Source organism: Crocosphaera sp., assembly GCF_030064895.1.
Taxonomy (GTDB): Bacteria; Cyanobacteriota; Cyanobacteriia; order Cyanobacteriales; family Microcystaceae; genus Crocosphaera.
This window is the reverse complement of sequence record NZ_JASJEB010000021.1, coordinates 1-19,272: the sequence shown is the minus strand read 5'-3', so window position 1 is coordinate 19,272 and position 19,272 is coordinate 1. Positions and strand designations below refer to the sequence as shown.

General features: G+C 37.7%; 13 protein-coding genes. 7 read left to right on the top strand and 6 right to left on the bottom strand.

Annotated features, from left to right (window positions below):
- Positions 1-6: 6 nt before the first annotated feature.
- Entirely contained in the window at positions 7-1,914 is a 1,908-nt protein-coding gene (gene sir, locus QNJ66_RS07905) for a sulfite reductase, ferredoxin dependent (protein WP_300504930.1), read from the bottom strand.
- A gap of 468 nt (positions 1,915-2,382) precedes the next feature.
- On the opposite strand from sir, the gene QNJ66_RS07900 reads away from it, so the two are divergent.
- A complete protein-coding gene (locus tag QNJ66_RS07900) occupies positions 2,383-3,432 on the top strand; it encodes a fatty acid desaturase (RefSeq protein WP_300504927.1) in 1,050 nt (349 codons plus the stop codon).
- A 230-nt stretch (positions 3,433-3,662) separates the two neighbouring features.
- Complete coding sequence (locus QNJ66_RS07895; RefSeq protein ID WP_300504925.1) at positions 3,663-5,408, top strand: ABC transporter ATP-binding protein; 1,746 nt, start codon at positions 3,663-3,665, stop codon at positions 5,406-5,408.
- A 90-nt stretch (positions 5,409-5,498) separates the two neighbouring features.
- Here the strand turns inward: QNJ66_RS07895 and QNJ66_RS07890 are convergent, their stop codons facing one another.
- Both QNJ66_RS07890 and rppA read right to left on the bottom strand, forming a co-directional pair.
- Positions 5,499-5,852, bottom strand: a complete 354-nt coding sequence (locus QNJ66_RS07890) for a hypothetical protein (RefSeq protein WP_300504923.1) — start codon at positions 5,850-5,852, stop codon at positions 5,499-5,501.
- A 104-nt stretch (positions 5,853-5,956) separates the two neighbouring features.
- Positions 5,957-6,628, bottom strand: a complete 672-nt coding sequence (gene rppA / locus QNJ66_RS07885) for a two-component system response regulator RppA (RefSeq protein WP_300504921.1) — start codon at positions 6,626-6,628, stop codon at positions 5,957-5,959.
- Between the two features lie 131 nt (positions 6,629-6,759).
- Here rppA and QNJ66_RS07880 point away from each other — a divergent pair, with 131 nt between their 5' ends.
- Positions 6,760-9,108, top strand: a complete 2,349-nt coding sequence (locus QNJ66_RS07880; protein WP_300504918.1) for a pentapeptide repeat-containing protein — start codon at positions 6,760-6,762, stop codon at positions 9,106-9,108.
- Positions 9,109-9,436: 328 nt separating this feature from the next.
- Positions 9,437-11,983: a glycogen/starch/alpha-glucan phosphorylase gene (locus tag QNJ66_RS07875; protein WP_300504915.1), complete on the top strand. Its 2,547-nt coding sequence runs from the start codon at positions 9,437-9,439 to the stop codon at positions 11,981-11,983.
- Between the two features lie 109 nt (positions 11,984-12,092).
- Here QNJ66_RS07875 and QNJ66_RS07870 read toward each other — a convergent pair whose 3' ends face one another.
- The 3 genes from QNJ66_RS07870 to QNJ66_RS07860 form a co-directional block, all read right to left on the bottom strand.
- Positions 12,093-13,649, bottom strand: a complete 1,557-nt coding sequence (locus tag QNJ66_RS07870) for a serine/threonine-protein kinase (protein WP_300504912.1) — start codon at positions 13,647-13,649, stop codon at positions 12,093-12,095.
- A 64-nt stretch (positions 13,650-13,713) separates the two neighbouring features.
- The gene (locus QNJ66_RS07865) at positions 13,714-14,157 is read right to left on the bottom strand and encodes a hypothetical protein (RefSeq protein ID WP_300504909.1); all 444 of its coding nucleotides are present in this window, start codon (positions 14,155-14,157) and stop codon (positions 13,714-13,716) included.
- 218 nt (positions 14,158-14,375) lie between these two features.
- On the bottom strand, positions 14,376-15,521 hold the full coding sequence (locus QNJ66_RS07860; RefSeq protein ID WP_300504906.1) for an anhydro-N-acetylmuramic acid kinase: 1,146 nt from the start codon (positions 15,519-15,521) through the stop codon (positions 14,376-14,378).
- Between the two features lie 114 nt (positions 15,522-15,635).
- Here QNJ66_RS07860 and QNJ66_RS07855 point away from each other — a divergent pair, with 114 nt between their 5' ends.
- The 3 genes from QNJ66_RS07855 (at position 15,636) to QNJ66_RS07845 (ending at position 18,652) form a co-directional block, all read left to right on the top strand.
- Positions 15,636-16,412, top strand: a complete 777-nt coding sequence (locus QNJ66_RS07855) for a hypothetical protein (RefSeq protein WP_300504903.1) — start codon at positions 15,636-15,638, stop codon at positions 16,410-16,412.
- Positions 16,413-16,512: 100 nt separating this feature from the next.
- Complete coding sequence (gene recR / locus QNJ66_RS07850) at positions 16,513-17,121, top strand: recombination mediator RecR (protein WP_300504900.1); 609 nt, start codon at positions 16,513-16,515, stop codon at positions 17,119-17,121.
- 289 nt (positions 17,122-17,410) lie between these two features.
- On the top strand, positions 17,411-18,652 hold the full coding sequence (locus QNJ66_RS07845; RefSeq protein ID WP_300504897.1) for a transposase: 1,242 nt from the start codon (positions 17,411-17,413) through the stop codon (positions 18,650-18,652).
- Positions 18,653-19,272: the final 620 nt, after the last annotated feature.

Genomic DNA, 19,272 nt, shown 5'->3' with positions numbered 1-19,272 from the left:
AAAGGTTTACTCTTGAGCAAAATAGGCTTCTAGTGCTTGTTGGACGATCTGATTCATCGGCCGTTTTTCGTCCTGGGAAGCTTGTTTAAGACGGGCAAACATGGCATCAGGAACGCTAACACGATGTTGATTTTTACGAACCCGACGGCGTTTGGGTGGGGTGTAATTTTCGGAGAAGCTTCTCAGTGCCTCAAAGCCCACTCGCTGACAAAATTGACCAAAAGTCTCTTGTTCTGTTTTGTCTTGCTTAAAATAGACAAATAAGGGTTCTAGAAACTTCTCAATATCTTTTTCTGGTAGTTTTTGGATGTAGGGTTGGGCCAGTTGGGTTTGGTTGGCATCACCTCCTAACCAAACTTGATAGGCTTGGGGCGCACTACCGACAAACCCTAATTCTGCCATGTAGGGACGGGCGCAACCGTTGGGACAGCCGGTCATTCTGATAACGATTTTTTCCCCTTCTAAACCTACCTGGGTCAAAACTTTGTTAATACGTTCTAAAATTCCTGGTAAAGCCCTTTCTGACTCGGTTATGGCTAATCCGCAGGTGGGCAAGGCCGGACAGGCCATGGAATAACGCGTTAAGGTCTCTATTTTTTCGGCATCACTAACTATGCCACAATGGGCGAGGATAGTATCTATGCCGGCTTTATGTTGGGGATCGATCTCATAGAGAATGAGGTTATGATTAGCGGTTAAACGCATGGGAAGGGCGTATTCATCAGTAATCTTTTTCAATGCGCTTTTTAATTGAAAACTGCCCTCATCTTTGACGCGACCATTTTCGATGGAGATGCCTAAAAATAGCTTTCCGTCCCCTTGTTCGTACCAGCCGAGGAAATCTTCATATTTCCAGTCAGGAAGGGGTTTAAATGGTTCTAGAGCTTTGCCTAAATATCCTTCTACTTGGCTTCTAAATTTATCAATTCCCCAGTCTTCGATCAGGTATTTCATACGGGCGTGACGACGTTGGAAGCGATCGCCGTAGTCCCGTTGGGTGGCTAAGATGGCTTTCATCAGGTCAAAGACATCCGCTTTGGCCACATAGCCCAAGGGTTCGGCCAATCTAGGGAAGGTTTCTTCTTTATTGTGGGTGCGTCCCATACCACCACCTGTCAGGACATTAAAGCCTAATAATTCCCCATTTTCATCGGTGATCACCACTAAACTAACATCGTGGGTGTAGAGATCGATGGAGTTGTCCCCTGGTACAGTGACGCTACACTTAAATTTGCGGGGCATATAATGTTGCCCATATAGGGGTTCTTCCCCCTCTTCAATATTGGTTCCGTTGCCGTTGCGTTGACGGGCAGCAGTGACTTCAGGATCTTCTTCGACACTAATGGCTTTCTCCCCATCTAACCAAATTTCGTAATAAGCATTGCTTTGGGGTCGTAGTAGATCGGCTATTTTATCGGCGTATTCCCAGGCATAGCAATAGTCAGGACGATTTTTAAAGGGTGCCGGCGGTGCCATCACGTTACGGTTGAGATCCCCACAGGCCCCCAGGGTTGATCCCATGCTCTTGACAATGGCTGCGATGGATGATTTGAGATTTTTCTTTAAGATACCGTGAAGCTGAAACCCTTGTCTGGTAGTAACTCGCAGGGTATGATTACCGTATTCATCACTGAGGCGGTCTAAGGTTGAGTAGAGTTGTGGCGAAATAAACCCCCCGGGGTTACGGGTTCGCAACATCATTTGATAATCTTTTTCTTGTCCTTTGACACGGTTATCTCGGTTATCTTGCTGATAAGATCCGTGAAACTTGAGGATTTGAATGGCATCTGAGCTAAAATAGCTAGTATCTTCTAATAACTCGGTTGCCAGAGGCTCTCTCAAAAAGTTGCTGTGTTCTTTAATGTTCTCTAGTTTAGAAACTTTTCGGGCAGGTGAAACGGGAGTTTTGACCATTGCAATAAATACTATATGCGGTACTAATCTGGCTTTTTTTTCTACATTTCTTAGTCAGATCATGAGTGACTTTTTCTATTTTAACTGTTTTTAGTCTCTTTGACTCTTTAAAAAATGTGACAAGGATTTTCTTGATATACATATCTGTTTTTATCTATTGATAACTGTTTCAAACTTTGGTTCTTATCTTTAAATAATAAAATTAATATTTCACTTTTCAGCTAACATCTAGAAAGTAACATCAGAATACTTATGAATCAGCCTATTTCAATTCTAAATTTTAAATTCTAAATTCTAAATTTGTCCTATGTCCCTGATGATGTGATATAACTATTAAAGTTATGTTACGGGGAATATTATCTTTTTTACCCGTATTTTGGGTTATGGGAGTAATTGTAAGGGTTTTGCAATGGGAAAATCCCGTAACTCACTCTCTTGTTGAAAATTTGTACTATCATTAACTTATTCATGACAACACTGCTCACTCAGTCTCAACCGTCTGTTTCTCCTCAACTGGATGAAAATATTCGGTTACGTGACATTCTCAAAACTTTACCGGCAGAGGTCTTTGTTAAAAATCCTCGTAAAGCCTGGTTTAAGGTGATTCTTACCATTTCTATGGTAGCTTTAGGATGGGCTGCTTTGGCCGTTTCTCCTTGGTATTTATTGCCGATTTTATGGGCATTTACAGGAACAGCGATGACGGGGTTATTCGTCATTGGCCATGATTGTGGTCATCGTTCTTTTTCTAATAATAATTGGGTTAATGATTTCGTTGGACATACTATTTTATTGCCACTGTTTTACCCTTTTCATGGTTGGCGCATTCTCCACAATCATCATCATAAACATACAAACAAATTAGATGTTGATAACGCTTGGGACCCTTTTATGCCCGATTTTTACGAAACTTTTTCTGCTTTTGAAAAGTGGGGTTATCAGCAGTTAAGAGGTCGTTTTTGGTGGCTTGGTTCTGTGGTACATTGGGCTAAAATGCACTTCGACTGGACTACATTTGAGGGAAAAGAAAGAGAACAAATTCGCTTTTCTTCTTTAGTAGTTATTGTTGCTGCTGTTATTGCTTTTCCCATTGCCTTCGCTACACTGGGAATATGGGGTGTGGTTAAGTTTTGGTTATTACCTTGGTTAGTGTTCCATTTTTGGATGAGTACCTTTACCATAGTCCATCATACTGTCCCTAACATTCCTTTTAAAAAAGAAGCAGATTGGAACGAAGCGGAAGCTCAATTATGTGGTACTGTCCATTGTGACTATCCTCGTTGGGTGGAAATTTTGTGTCATGACATTAATGTTCATATTCCCCACCACGTTTCTACGGGAATACCAAGTTACAATTTAAGAATGGCTCATAAAAGTTTAAAAGACAATTGGGGTGATTATTTGTGTGAATTACGCTTTTCTTGGCCTCTAATGGATGAAATCACCAGTCAGTGTCATCTATATCACCCTGAGACAAATTATCAAAGCTTTTCACAATATTATAACAGTAAGAAATAATCTTTTCTTGTCTTAGATAGTTCATTTGAACGCTTTACGAGAATCGTTGAAGGTCAACGATTCTTTTTTTTATTAAGATATGATAAGAAGATTAACATAATATTAATATTGTTTCTAATCTTCCCACATTTCCTACCCTTCCCAAACTTCCTACACTGCCTATTTCATCAACTTTTCAAGCTTATTCAAGTAGCATTGGTTTTTTCTCCAAACAATAGATTATTGAGTTTATGACACTTTCAAGACTGCAACAACTGATTACTTATCTTCGCCCCCATTGGCGTAATGTTATCTTAGGGATGGTCGCCTTATTGGTGGTTAATGGGTTGGGAGTGTATATTCCCCTCCTCATCCGAGATAATGTTGATAATTTGAGACAATCATTCACTTTCCAAGGAATTTTAGGTGTGGTTATCTTGATAATCATTTTAGCTTCTATTTCCTGGGTAATTAGAATGTTTTCTCGTCTTTCACTTTTTGGGGTGGGGCGAGATGTGGAGTTCAGTCTCAAACAAGGCATCTTTGAGCATTTATTGACTCTAGAACCTGCTTATTTTTCTAGAAATACGTCAGGAGACTTAATTAACCGTGCAACTAGCGACGTGGACAATGTACGTCGTCTGGTAGGTTTTGCTTTACTCAGTTTAGCCAATACTATTTTTGCTTACGGGTTAACTCTTCCTGTCATGTTAAGCATTAATGTACGCTTAAGTTTATTGGCTGTAGCTGTGTATCCTGTCATGTTAATTGCGGTACAGGTATTTAGCAAAAAATTACAGATACAACAATTAAATATACAAGAGAAGCTATCTGATATCAGTCAACTTATTCAAGAAGATATGAGTGGTATTTCTTTAATTAAAATTTATGCTCAGGAAGAGAATGAAAAACGAGCATTCGCTGAGAAAAATCGTCAGCTTCTTCGGGCAAATTTAGAAATAGCTAAAACTCGTAACTTTTTATTCCCTTTAATCGAAGGGTTATCATATATTAGTCTCTTAATACTGTTAGCTTTTGGCAGTTCTTCCATTACTCAAGGAATTATTAGTATTGGAGATTTTATTGCTTTACTTATTTTAGTAGAAAGATTAGTGTTTCCCACTGCTTTACTAGGTTTTACTATTACAGCTTATCAACAAGGTGAAGTGAGTGTTGATCGAGTAGAAGCTATCTTTACAACGGAACCAAAAATAAAAAATTCAGTTAATAGTTTTGCTTTAGATATAGAATCTATAGAAGGAAAAATAATTGCTCAAAATTTAAACTACACTTATCCAGGAGAACAAAAACCAGCTATTCAAGATATTAATTTTGTGATCGAACCAGGAGAAATCATTGCAGTTGTTGGTTCTATTGGTTCAGGAAAAACAACTTTAGCGAATAGTCTTACTCGTTTATTAGATATTGATCAAGAACAGCTATTTATTGATGGTTATGATATTACAGAATTAAAGCTAAATAATTTAAGAAAGATCATAGCTTATGTTCCTCAAGATAGCTTTTTATTTAGTACTACTATCCTAAATAATCTTCGCTATGGTGATCCCTTAAAAGAACAATTTGAAACAGAAATTTCTGCTAAGCAAGCAGAGATTCACAACGAAGTTTTGAATTTTCCTCAACAGTATGAGACCATAGTTGGTGAGCGAGGAATTACTTTGTCTGGAGGACAAAGACAACGTACTGCACTAGCAAGAGCATTATTAATGAATTCTCCTGTGTTAATATTAGATGATGCTTTATCTAGTGTGGATAATAAAACAGCTACTAATATTCTTAAAAGTCTTTCTCAAGGAAGACAAAGAACTGTTTTCTTTATTTCTCATCAACTCTCTGCTGCTGCACAAACTGATCGTATTTTTGTTATGGATTATGGAAAAATTGTTCAAATGGGAACACATCAACAGTTAGTCAAACAATCCGGCCTTTATCAACGTTTATGGAAACAGCATCAACTAGCAGAAACTGTTAACTAAAACTGAGTTATTGGGTGACTAAAAAACTGGTAACTCATGACTGTTAACTATTTTATCAATAAATAAGGTGGGATTTTCCCACCTCATTTATCAAACAGTTTGATAGTTTTTCAACAGTTGTTTTACCCATTCAGCGCAAGATATCCACTTATATGGTTGATTAGGTGTTTTATCCACCCATATCCCTTCTTCCTCCTTGTCACTGGGAACCAACATCGAGTCTGATGAACGAATAATTAAGTCACCTTGTTGTAATGCTTGACGTAACCGAAGGCCAGTTTTCCAAGCACGAACTTTTTTGATATTCCAGCGAGGGTTCATAGGATAACCTGCAAACCCCGAGCGCAAAGCAGGATGGTTGTCTAAAGGGATAGTAGTACGGAGTAGTATGTCTTGGCTTAAGTCCACTACTGTGGTGTTGGGATGTCTATCTATTGTTTTCATGTCCCTCACCCCCTATTTTATTTTGGTACTACAATTCTATATATTCTTTTCATCTTATTACAAAATATTAATTTTGCCTACATTTTTCTAAAAAATTTTGATGATTAGTCCCCGAAACGATACCCTTTACCATATACCGTGTGAATTAACGGGCCCTCTTCCTCAATTTTACGTCTCAGCAGACGAATTAAGGCTGCTAGGACGTTACTACTGGGTTTTTCGGGGTCTTCCCACAAGGACTGATAGATTTGCTCATGGGTTAATAATTGTTGGGGATGTTGCATCAAATAGGCCAATAGTTTGACTTCTTTATCGGAGAGATTGATTATTCTGCCTTGACGATAAGCGACTTGATTATCTTGGTCAAGTTCCAAGTCTGCTATTTTTAAGTGGTTTATGGGAACTGTTTCTAAAGCAGGAGAACGGCGCAACAACGCTCTAACCCTGGCCATTAGTTCCCTTAACTCAAAAGGCTTTACTAAATAGTCATCTGCACCGGCATCCAAGCCCATTACTCGATCATCAAGGGTGTCTTTAGCTGTAAGGAATAAGACTGGGGTGGTTTTTCCTTGCGATCGCAGTTCTTGGCAGATAGACAGGCCTGGCTTACCAGGTAACATCCAATCTAAGATTAACAGGTCATAGGTATTTTGTAAAGCTAATTGATAGCCTTTTTGCCCATCATCGGCCACATCTACGTTATAACCTTCATGGGATAAAACATGATATAGGGGTTCGGTTAATTCTGCTTCGTCATCAACTAAAAGGATTTTCATTTTATTAAGTTAATTCTCGTTTTTTGTAAGATTTTGTTATCTTTATTTATATATTTTAATGCCCTTTTCATTATATCAGAACTATAATAATATTAAATTTCAGATTTAATATTTTAGTAGAATCAAATGCCATGAAATCAAAAGTTAAAGCTGAAGAAATTATCAAAAATATTGAAGCAGGAAAACAAATTGATATTAATAATTCGATTATTGTTGGCAAATTAATATCAACTAGCAAAGACATAAAAAATAGGATTAGTATAACTAATGCAGATTTTGAAAATGAAGTGGATTTATCTGGTTTGACATTTCATGAAAACGTCAATTTATCTGGTTCGATATTTCATGAAAACGTCAATTTATCTCGTTCTACATTTCATGATACCGCCAATTTATCTTGTTCAATATTTAATAAAAACATAGTTATCAATGGTTCAAGATTTATCAAAGAAGCAATTTTTTATGATTGTCTTATAAAAGGAGTTTTTTGCAGTAGGAAGGACAACAATCAAGAAACATTATTTGAGAATATAGTTAGTTTTAGGTCAACCATTTTCCAGAAAAGAGTTGAATTTCATAATACTATTTTTAAGCACAAAGTGACATTTGCATCTACTCAGTTTTATTCAGATTGTTACTTTCCAGGAGTTAAATTTTTAAAACTGGTAAGTTTTAATGATTCTAAATTTTCAGGGTTGCTCGTTTTTCGAGCAGAAGACGAAACTGATGATATTTTAAATTTAAATGCAAGAGTTAATAAAGCAGCTATTTTTATGGGTTCTGTTGATTTTATTGGAGCAGATATTAATAGAATAGAGTCGAATGAATGTCAATTTAATAACAAAGTTAATTTTACTATAGCAAAATTTCAACGGGGGGTTAAATTTTGCGGTTGCCACTTTAAAGAAAATGTTATTTTTGCTGAGACAATTATTGAAGGTAAAACTGATTTTTTCGATTCTCACTTTTATAAAATCGCTAATTTTAACAATTGTAAGTTTGATGGAATTGCTAATTTTACTAAGACCACATTCTACGAGCAAAATGATAAGGATAATGAACCTAATGTTATTTTTACCGGAGCTATTTTTGAAAATGTAGCAATTTTTAATCATTGTTATTTCTCTAATACTGTACATTTCAACAGTTGTTCAATTAAAGGAAATGCCTTTTTTATTAACAGTCATTTTGTAGAGAAAAAAGAAGGAGACAACAACGATAACAGATATCAAAAAAATGACCGTGATGAGATTATTGATTTTATAAGAAATGCCTTTTTTATTAAAAGTCGTTTTTTAGAGAAAAAAGAAGGAGACAACAACGATAATAGATATCAAAAAAATAACCGTGATGAGATTGATTTTAGTGGATTATTTGTTGAAGGAAAAATTGATTTTGAAGATTGTATATTCAATAAAAAATTTATTTTTATTGATTGTCTAGTACGAGGAAATACTTCATTTAGAAACGCTCAGTTTTTAAGTGAAATAAACTTAATAGGTACAACAATAGAAAGTCGATTAAACCTTAAAGAAACTAAGTTTGACGGTAAGGTTTTTTTAAAGAATACTCATTTTAGTACGATTCGATTTAGTGATGATATGGAACCAAATTTTCCCAAAGATATTGACTTACAGAATTGTAAATATGAAATACTTCAACCTATAAAATATTGGAAAAGTTTTATAGAGAATATAGAGCCTTATAATCGACGATCATTTATTCAACTGGAAATGATTGCACGGAATTTAGGAAAAGACTCTTTAGCCAATGAAATTTATCGTCAACGAGAAGATAAATATAATGAAGAGATTTTCAAGAAAATACTACCTGACTCATTAGTGAAAATACAATGGCTTAACAATATAATACTATTGTTAATCAGAATAATAATGTTGAGCCTCTTAATAATACTATATCTAGTATTTCTATTAATAGCCGAAAAAATAGGATTTGTGGCTATTATAATAATTTCTGTTGTTTTATATACTTTATTTGCAAGAATAAAACCTACATTCAAAGAAAAAATATTCAATATATTAGAATTATACAAGAATCAACTTTGGAAATTCTTAAGTGGTTATGGGACAGAAACTTGGAGAATATTAATTATTCTGATAATTTGTTTTACCTTTGGAACAACTATCTTTACCAAGAATCAAAAAGCAGTAGTATTTAAAGACTTAAAAGAGGAAAAAGAGGAAAAACCTTTTACAATAGAGGAAGGTTTACCAATGGGAGATGCAGCTTGGTTAAGTGCTGATCTGATCTTACCGGTCGATCTTGCTGCAACACTTTGGAAACCTTCTTATAATTTCATTATCGGGCCTGTTGATCTACCATGTAAAGATCAGCAATGTGAAAATAACAAGTGGGGTTTTAGATATATAGATTTTGCTAGACTTCTTAATCTATCTGGATGGATAGCTGTTCCCATCGGTATTGGAAGTCTTACCGGTTTATTGAAAAATGATAAATAAATCATTAATTAATGATTGCCTTAAATAAAGCTAAAGAAAATATAGAAAAATAAAGTTTATATTCTATGATTAGACTGTAATTATATCCAAAAAACGGTACCCCAATTGTCAAGAAAGCGTAACTAAAACCACGTAATTACGCTTCACAATAGTATATGCTGGCCTATATAGCACGACACATTATAAGTTAAGGAAATCTGTAAAAGTTAAAGCATCGAAATAAAATAAACTTTAACTTTTTTCCTGATACTTTACCCATTGCTGATGGTGCCATGATTGCTATTGGAATCTATAGAAAAGTTTTGCATAGCCCCAAAAGGATTCATTTATGAGTACATTAACGCCGAAAGTCAAGAACACTAGCACCAGTCCCGAAAAGACTAACATTAAAATTGAAGATGATCGTACAGGAATGGACAAAGAAACCCTAAAACGGGCGTTTCTGGATCAGCTTTTTTATATTCAAGGGGTTGATCGTTCTAAAGCATCTTTGCGAGACTATTATATGGCATTGTCCTATACAGTCCGCGATCGCTTACTACATCGCTTCTTAAAAACTATTGAAACTTACAAAAAAGAAGAAGTTAAGATAGTTTCTTATTTCTCCGCCGAGTTTCTCATGGGTCGTCATTTAGGCAATAACCTAGTGAACCTGGGAATATATGACACCATGAAAGATATCATGACGGAGATGAAAATTGACTTTGAGGATATCATCGAACAAGAACCCGATCCCGGTTTAGGCAATGGGGGTTTAGGTCGTTTAGCTGCTTGTTTCCTCGACTCCTTAGCCTCCCTAGCCATGCCGGCCATTGGTTATGGTATCCGTTATGAATTTGGTATTTTCCACCAAACCATCCAAGACGGTTGGCAAGTAGAGATTCCTGATAACTGGTTAAGGTTCGAGAACCCTTGGGAGATCGCCCGTCCTGACGATGCAGTAGAAATCAAGTTAGGGGGACACACCGAGAAAACCCACGACGAAAACGGTAACCCCAAAACCTTCTGGGTAGCCGATCGCACCATTTTAGCCGTTCCCTATGATACACCTGTTCCTGGGTACGACACCAACACCGTTAACCCTTTAAGACTGTGGAAAGCAGAGGCCAGCGAAAACTTTAACTTTGAAGCCTTCAACGCCGGACATTACGATCGCGCCGTACAAGAAAAGATGGATGCAGAAACCATCTCCAAAGTTCTTTATCCCAACGATAACACCCCAGCCGGTCGTAAATTACGCCTAGAACAACAATATTTCTTCGTTTCTGCCTCTCTACAAGACTTAATTCGTATACACTTACGCAACCACGACAACCTAGATCACTTCGCTGATAAAGTTGCCGTACAACTCAACGACACCCACCCGGCCGTAGCAGTAGCTGAGTTGATGCGCCTATTGATGGATAAACATAATTATCAATGGGATAAAGCTTGGGAAATAACCACCAACGCCCTAGCCTATACCAATCATACCTTAATGCCAGAAGCCTTAGAACGCTGGCCAGTGAGCATTTTTGGTGAATTACTTCCTAGACATCTAGAAATCATCTACGAATTAAATCATCGTTTCTTAGAAGATCAACGTACTTATTTCGCCGGTGATGATGACTTAATCACCAACATTTCCTTAATTGAAGAACGAGAAGAAAAATTGATCCGCATGGCTAACCTAGCTTGTTTAGGGTCCCATGCTATCAATGGAGTAGCCGCCTTACATACCGAGTTACTCAAACAAGACACCCTCAAACATTTTGCCAAACTCTGGCCCGAGAAATTCTTTAATAAAACCAATGGTGTCACACCTCGCCGTTGGATCTTATTAAGTAACCCCAAACTATCGGCTCTAGTAACCGAAAAAATTGGCGCTGGATGGTTAAAAAACCTCGACGAAATGCGGAAACTGGAAAAATTTGCCGATGATGCAGCCTTCCGTAAACAATGGCGAGAGATTAAACAGCAAAATAAACAGAGTTTAGCCGATTATCTTCTGAAATATCGTAATATTCACATTGACCCCAACACCATGTTCGATGTGCAGGTCAAGCGTATTCACGAATACAAACGGCAGCATTTAATGGTTCTCGAAATCATTAACCTTTATAACCGCATCAAAGAAAACCCCAACGCTGACTATGTTCCCCGTACCTTCCTCTTCGGTGGGAAAGCTGCTCCGGGTTACTTCATGGCTAAATTAATCATTAAATTAATCAATGCTGTGGCCGATGTAGTTAATAATGACCCCGATGTTCGAGGCCGCTTAAAAGTGGTATTCATGCCCAACTTTAACGTCTCTTTGGGTCAACGGGTTTATCCTGCTGCTGATTTATCCGAACAAATATCCACCGCAGGTAAAGAAGCGTCTGGAACCGGTAACATGAAGTTTGCCATGAATGGAGCCTTAACCATTGGGACTTTAGACGGGGCCAATATTGAGATCCGCGAAGAAGCACACCCAGAAAACTTCTTCTTGTTTGGTTTAACCGCTCACGAAGTTTACGATCGCAAAGCCCAAGGTTATTCTCCCAGTGAGTATTACCACAACAACGGTAGCTTAAAGGCTGTAATTGATCGCATTTCTAGCGGCCACTTTAGCCATGGTGACGGCGAGTTATTCGGGCCCATTGTGGAACAGTTAATGACCGATGATCCGTATATGTTAATGGCTGACTATCAAGCTTATGTTGACTGTCAAGATGCCGTTAGTGAAGCTTATCGGGATCAGGAAAATTGGACGAGAATGTCTATTCTCAATTCTGCAAGAATGGGTAAATTCTCCTCTGATCGTACCATTGCTGAATATTGTAATGAAATCTGGGATGTTAAGCCAGTGGAGATTAAAATTGCAGAATATAATCCCAATGGAGCTAATAACTAGCATTTAGGATAGATTTTCTATTGAGAAGGGTTAGGCAAAGAAAAAATGCTTAACCCTCTTTTTATGCAAAATTTATCGAATGAACTACCCACTGTAAGCATCAAAATTCCTAAAAACTAGAGCCATTGCGAGAGCTAGTATAAGCGGCTTTAAGCTTATTTTCAATAGTGGGTTTCAACTTCTCAAATTCCTGTTTTAACATTCGTTTAGTAATTTGCGGTTTACCCCCTCGCAAAAGTTGACTTTTATCAGCCCATTGTTGTAAATTTTGACATTGATCAGGAGCAATAGTGGTAGTTAAAACGTGCTGACAGGTCTTACCTTTTTCCAGAGCAAAAAACAAAATCCAATAGGAACCCGACTGTCCCAATAAACGAGCAAACCGTTGACCAGAGGAACTTTTGAGATCCAAATAACAGGGTAACCATCTCGGCCCGCGTTCACGATGGTAGAGTACAGTGATCCACAAAATCATGGGATGGGGATTGGTAATAAAAATAAATTGATTGTAACGAATACTCGAAAGACGATTGGCTATATCTTCTTCATTGAGCATCACCCAAAGACTGGCAAAATTCCTTTCAGAAGCGCGGATAACGTGAGGAAAAACAATTTTTTGTTGAGGTTTGTCCTCAGGCCAAGTCATTTTTAAGCAAATATCATCCCCTTTAGGAGCAGTTCTTCTAAAAGTGAGCTTAGTAGACTTAATGGGCCTAGTGGACTTATCCACCGCAGGTTTGGGAGGAGCAACTAAAGTTTCTTGTTCTGATTCTACTGGAGACGATTCTAATTGTTCTAATTTCTTTAAAATATCTGTGGTGGTTTGAGGTCGCTCACCAGGAGCTTTAGCCATACATTGGAAAATCAAACTTTCTAAGTCTGACGGAAGACCGAATTTAGCCGGAATGGCTTTGGGTTGGGCATAGTGATGAGCTTCATACCAACCCCCAAAAGAGGAATTTTCTGGGAAAATGGGCATTTCTCCAGTGACCATTTCATACATCATCACCCCCAGACTATAAATATCCGAACGACTATCGAGTTCTTTACCTTCTATTTGTTCTGGGGAACAATAGGCTAAAGTTCCCATAAATGACTGGGTTTGTGCCTCCCCTGACTGAATTAATTTAGCAATCCCAAAATCAAGAATTTTGACTAACTCTCCCAAGGCCGGATCATCAACCACTAAAACATTACTGGGTTTGATATCTCGGTGAATAATGGGACACATTTCCCCTTCAAACATAATCCCTTTGTGGGCGCATTCTAAACCGAAACAAATTTGTCTGACTATTTTTAAAAATCTTTCTAGAGCTAAGGGGCGAAACTTAATAACCTCGCTGAGACTTTCCCCTTTGAGAAATTCCATGACGTAAAAGGGGATTTCTTTTTCATCTACCCCATAATCTCGTACTCGCACAATATGATTACTTTTTTCCCCCAATAAAGCAGAAACCGTGGCCTCTCGTTCAAAACGATCGCGCATTTTACTGTTGAGCAAAGCTTGAGACAAAAATTTAACAGCAACGGTGACACCGCCAAGCAGTTTATCTTCAGCACGATAGACCTGACCCATCGCGCCACTACCAACTAGATCGATCAGTTGATAACGGTTAGTCAATAAGCGACGTTGATGAGTTTCTTTCATGGTAACTGGGGGATTCATAATGCTTCGTTCATTAATGGTAATAGGAGTTAGACAAAATAAGTTTTAGAGGAGAAAATAAACATCAAAATTGACGTTCAAATATTGCTTCCATGGTGCTAGTCAGATAATGACCAGTCAGTAGGCCACCAGAAAAATGATAGGTATTATTATTAAGGCGGTAAAAGGTTTCAAAGCCACTACGTCGCTGGCGATCGCCTAATACCCAATAGCGTTGAACAATGGAGTCAGGGCCGATCCATCCTTCTCCTTCTACTTTTCCTAAGACACTTTGTTGAAGAACATAGGTATATTCCCGTTCTTCTCCACTGAGGTGTCCTCGATATTGAAAGGCAATTTCGGGGCGATCGCTTTGGGGAAATACCAATTTTGTTACCATGGTGAACCAATTATCATTACTCCAGGCCACGATGCTTTTCCCTTTGACGGGTATGGGCATTTCATTGCGTTCGAGCCAATTTCCCTCAATTGTCCAGCGTCCGGCTTCCATTAAAAAGCTATGAGCCAAAATACCGCTCCTTCATCTCCTTAACGATAAAATTTGAGATCCTATGGTGTAAAAAAAATCAAGTTAATTGATTAGTCTAATAAAAGGGCAACTTTTTTTGGTTTTAAGGTTCAGAAAAGATTATTTTTCTGATTCAATCCTCTAAAGTTAGTCACTATTAGGTTTCTCTAGTTTAGATTTCCCTAAATTTACAGAAAACTAACAAGTCTCAATATTTTTTAGAGAGGCTCGTGGATATCACCTAGTAATCTTTCTTGTTTCGCTCCTGTCACCCGGGGTAAATTTCCTGGAAGCCTACTTACGTATCGCCAGTAGGCCAAGATGGCGAAGGCGATCGCTTCTTTAAAATCGCTGTTCATTCCCACTTCATCGGTGGTTTTGACCACGGTTTGCCCCGGAAAATGAGCTTGAATTCTCTTTTTTAAGTGTAGGTTACGAGAGCCTCCTCCACATAACAAAATTTCGTCAAGGGGATGTTTAATAAATTGTTGATAATTATGGGCGATGGATGCGGCGGTTAAATCGGTTAAGGTCGCTAAAAAATCTGTTTCTGATAAGTTATATTTCTGTGCATCTTGCCAACATTTTTCTAAATAGTCTGCTCCAAATAATTCTCTACCGGTTGATTTGGGGGGAGGCTGCTGGAAAAAATCTTGTTTTAACCATTGTTCAATTAACTCTAAATTTGGCGTTCCTTGTGCTGCCCATTCACCATTTTTATCGTAGGTTTTTTCTCCGTTGCTAAATTTTTGTACAGCTAAATCAATCAGCATATTACCTGGCCCCGTATCCCAGCCCATAACCTCTTTTTGCCAATTTTCTCTTTCTGTTGCTGGTAAGTAGGTGACGTTTCCAATCCCACCAATATTTTGTACACAACGATGTTTGTGGCGATCGCTTAATAAATAAGCATCGATTTTAGGGACTAAAGGCGCACCTTGTCCACTGGCTGCTATATCGGCGACCCTAAAGTTATTAACGGTAGTCACTCCTGTTAAATTGGCAATAATTTCTCCCCGGCCTAATTGTAGGGTATAGCCTATTTTTTCTTTGCTTGGGGGACGATGATAGACGGTTTGTCCGTGGGAGCCAATTAATTCTATATTAGGATGTTCTTGCTTAATTTTATTGACTGCTTCGACAAAACAAAAAGCAATTGCTTCATCTAATTTGGCATAAGCTTCCATTGATAGGGGTTTTCCTCCTGCCACTTCTAAAATAGTTTCTCTCAGTTTGTCTGGATAATCATGATTAATCCCAGATAGCAGTTCAATTTTTAAATCCAATTCTTTTCCCGTAATTTTTACTAAGGCTGCATCAATACTATCTACGGAAGTGCCACTCATCAATCCCAAACAATACATAAATCAATTACCTCAATTTCCGAATCTTTCATATTAGATGGAGTCTGTTTAACATCCCATGCTATTCTATAAATTTAGTCAGATAAACCACAAAAACTATTGGGAAACGCCAAGATGTCTGCCCCTGAAGAACTCACTAATGAGGTCTCACAACCCGTTGAATCCGAAGAAACTTCACCCCCTAAACCCGAAGTTGAGGAAAACCCTACTCTTTTTCAAGCGATTGGAACCCTTAAAGGGAAGCCAGAACAAGATCAAGAGGGGAACTTTTTGCTCCGTTTAGGGGGAAAACGCTATAAATTATTTATTGCTGGTTATCGCTATCAAGCTTGGCTCAAGCAAATGGCTGCTAACCCTGATAACACCTTATTTTTACGGGTCTATCCCAAATGTTTGATGATTCCTCGTAAAGATCCTCAAATTTATTTTCAAGTAGCTGCTTGGGAAGATGAAAACCCGTGGGAGGAAGAACCAGGGATGTTTAAATTTAGAGGGGTTTGGCAGTTTGTACCCCAAGTCAGAACGCCAGTGATTTCTGTCTATCGTAATCAAAATGCTAATGACCCCAAGGGCAAATTTAAAGCGTCTCATCTTCCTGTTTTGATGCGACGAGACGATGATGCTAAACCCTTCCGCTTTAACCCGAAAATAGCCAAGGAAGATTTACCTCCCCGTTGGTTTGTTCAAGGCAATTTTAAATTTATTCCTTCTCGTAATTGTTGGGGATGGGATAAGGACTTGGAACCTCCTACCAAGAAAATTCCACGATATAAAAAACCTGTTAAAGCAACTGTTGATGGTCAAGCACCTCCCAAATTCAATAAAAAACCCCCTAACAAAATAGATAAACCGAAAAAACCAACGATTACTAAGAAAGAATCGGATGAGTAAACCCTAAATTTAACAATGGACAATTAACAATCTCTCAATTGTTAATTATTAATTATTAATTGTTAATTGATAACTGTTCTCTAACCCTATTATTGTAAATTTGGAGAAAACCCTTATTTATACTCCTCCTTTAGCCCGCTTAATCGAACAATTACAAAGGTTGCCAGGGGTTGGACCAAAAACAGCCCAACGCCTGGCTTTACATATTCTTAAACGTCCTGATAACGAAATTCAAGCCCTCGCTAAAGCTTTAATTGATGCGAAGAAGCGAGTGGGTTTATGTAAAGTTTGTTTTCATTTTTCTGAGCAACCTATCTGTGATATCTGTCGCAACCCGAACCGTGACTCACAAACGGTGTGTGTGGTAGCAGATTCTCGTGATGTTATTGCTTTGGAAAAAACCCGAGAATATAGGGGAAAATATCATGTTTTAGGGGGTGTCATGTCTCCGATGGATGGGATTGGACCGGAACAACTTTATATTCAACCCCTAGTGCGACGGGTGAGTCAAGAAGGAGTAAAAGAGGTGATTTTGGCCATTAGTCCCACAGTAGAAGGCGAAACTACTACTCTATATATCGCTCAACTGCTTAAACCGTTTACAAAGGTAACTCGTATTGCTTTTGGTTTACCTATGGGAGGTGATTTGGAATATGCTGATGAAGTTACTCTAGCAAGAGCATTGGAGGGACGACGAGAGTTAGACTGACAAATATAGTGACATCCTGATAGGCCACTAGCTGAAGAAATTACCTAGAATATTGTCACAGAATAGGTTAAAACCAGAATTCAACTATCTTTAGTGTTTGCACTAATAAGTTTCTTATTTTCCCTTCACAGAAAAATTTTTTAGCTTACCCAACGGGAAGCCCCACGCTGTATTTTCCCCAAAAACACCCACGCACGAGAGCGTGGGATGAAAGTCGGGGCAGCACCCATGAGATAATTCTAGCGCATTTATAAAGTTGTGCTAGAATTGTTTTATGCTAACGATGAACATGACTTATCGAATTTATCCAAGTGCTGACCAAGAAGCAATAATGCTTGATTGGTTGGAGACTTGCAGACGACTTTATAATCGTTGTTTGCGAGACTTAAAAACTTGGTTAAATGGTCAAAAATGCCCTATTGATAGGTGTTCATTAAAGCAAGAATATATTGTGCCAGCCGATCTACCATTTCCCAGTTACCTCGAACAAAAACGTCGATTAACTCAATGGAAAAAAGAAAATCTTTGGTTTAAAGCAGTTCATTCTCAAGTAACTCAAGATGTAGTTAAAAGGATGCACAACACTTGGGAAGCATTTAAAAAACGTGGTTTTGGCTTTCCAAGGTTTAAAAAATATGGACAGTTCCGTTCATTTTTGTTTCCTCAATTTAAAGATAATCCATTAACAGGCTATCAGATAAAGCTTCCCAAAATAGGCTCAGTTTTAATTGAACTTCATAGACCTATTCCGGAAGGATTTGTAATCAAACAAGTCAGGGTATTATCAAGAGCTAGAGGGACAAAGTGGTACGTTGTAATAACTGTTCAATCTAATGTGGAAATACCTAACCCTTTACCGAAAGGGAGAGGACTTGGTGTAGACATTGGGCTTGAGAATTTTCTCACTACTAGCGACAATTTTGCAGTTAAACCTTCTAAGTTTTTCAGAGATTTACAAAGCAAGTTGAAATCACTGCAACGTAAAGTATCCCGAAAAAAGAAAAGGTCTAAAAACTGGGAAAAAGCACAAATTAAAGTCGCTAAACTTCATCATAAAATAGCCAATTCTCGTAAGAACTTTCACTTTCAAGTTGCCCATCAATTGTGTGACCAAGGTGACATGATCTTTGTTGAAGACATTGACTTTCGAGTATCAGCTAAAGGATTTCTTGGTAAGTCAATGCTTGATGGTGGTTTTGGGCAATTCAGAACAATATTAAAGTGGGTTTGTTGGAAACGAGACAAGTTTTTTGCTCAAGTTGACCACAAATACAGTAGTCAAATTTGTCCTAATTGTGGGACTCACACAGGTAAAAAACCGTTATCCCAACGCCAACATATTTGTCCTGAATGTAATTATCAAACCACAAGAGATCATGCAGCGGCCGAAGTTCTTTTGCAACGAGGATTGGGTTCAGTTCAAGAAGTACGCATGGACGTTGCGGAAAGGAAACTGCCTAGTAATGGCGATCTGTCGGGGTCAGTCTGCGACTGGCTAGATAAGTGCCGATCTAGGAATACTCAAGAGTGATCTTGAGAAGCCTACACTGTACGCTTTGCGTCAGTGTAGGAGTACGTCACCTATTAATACTATTGTTAAATAACTGAGTAAATCTAACTAGATTTTTCTCAGTGTTTCCTATTTTAAAAAAATAATTTCAGTGATTTTTCTATTCCTTTTTTTAGTCTATCAATTTACAATGAAGCTGCATTGAGTAATAGAAAGTATAAATTAAAACAAAATATGTATTTTAAATTGCTAATTACTTGGCTTTAATTTATGCGATTTCTAACATTCCAAGTCTTTTATTTAACCTAAATTAGCTTGGATTTTTGATAATCTTTTAGTCAAAAATAAAGACTACTGATTTTTATTGAAATTTAACCTGTTATAGCAATAGACAGGCTAGTTAGGACACATAAATTATATTTTAAGGGAACAGGGAACAGGGAACAGGGAACAGAAAAATGTCCTAATAGCTTTGGCGACTGCTATATTTATCATGAGCAATAATCAACCCACAGTAGAATTTGGGTCAGTTTCCTATACAGTAGATGAAAATAATACCTCTTTTTATCGTATTGAAGTCATCCGTAATGGTCAATTAGACAATGATTCTCGGGTGAACTTTAATGTGGTAGGAGGAACAG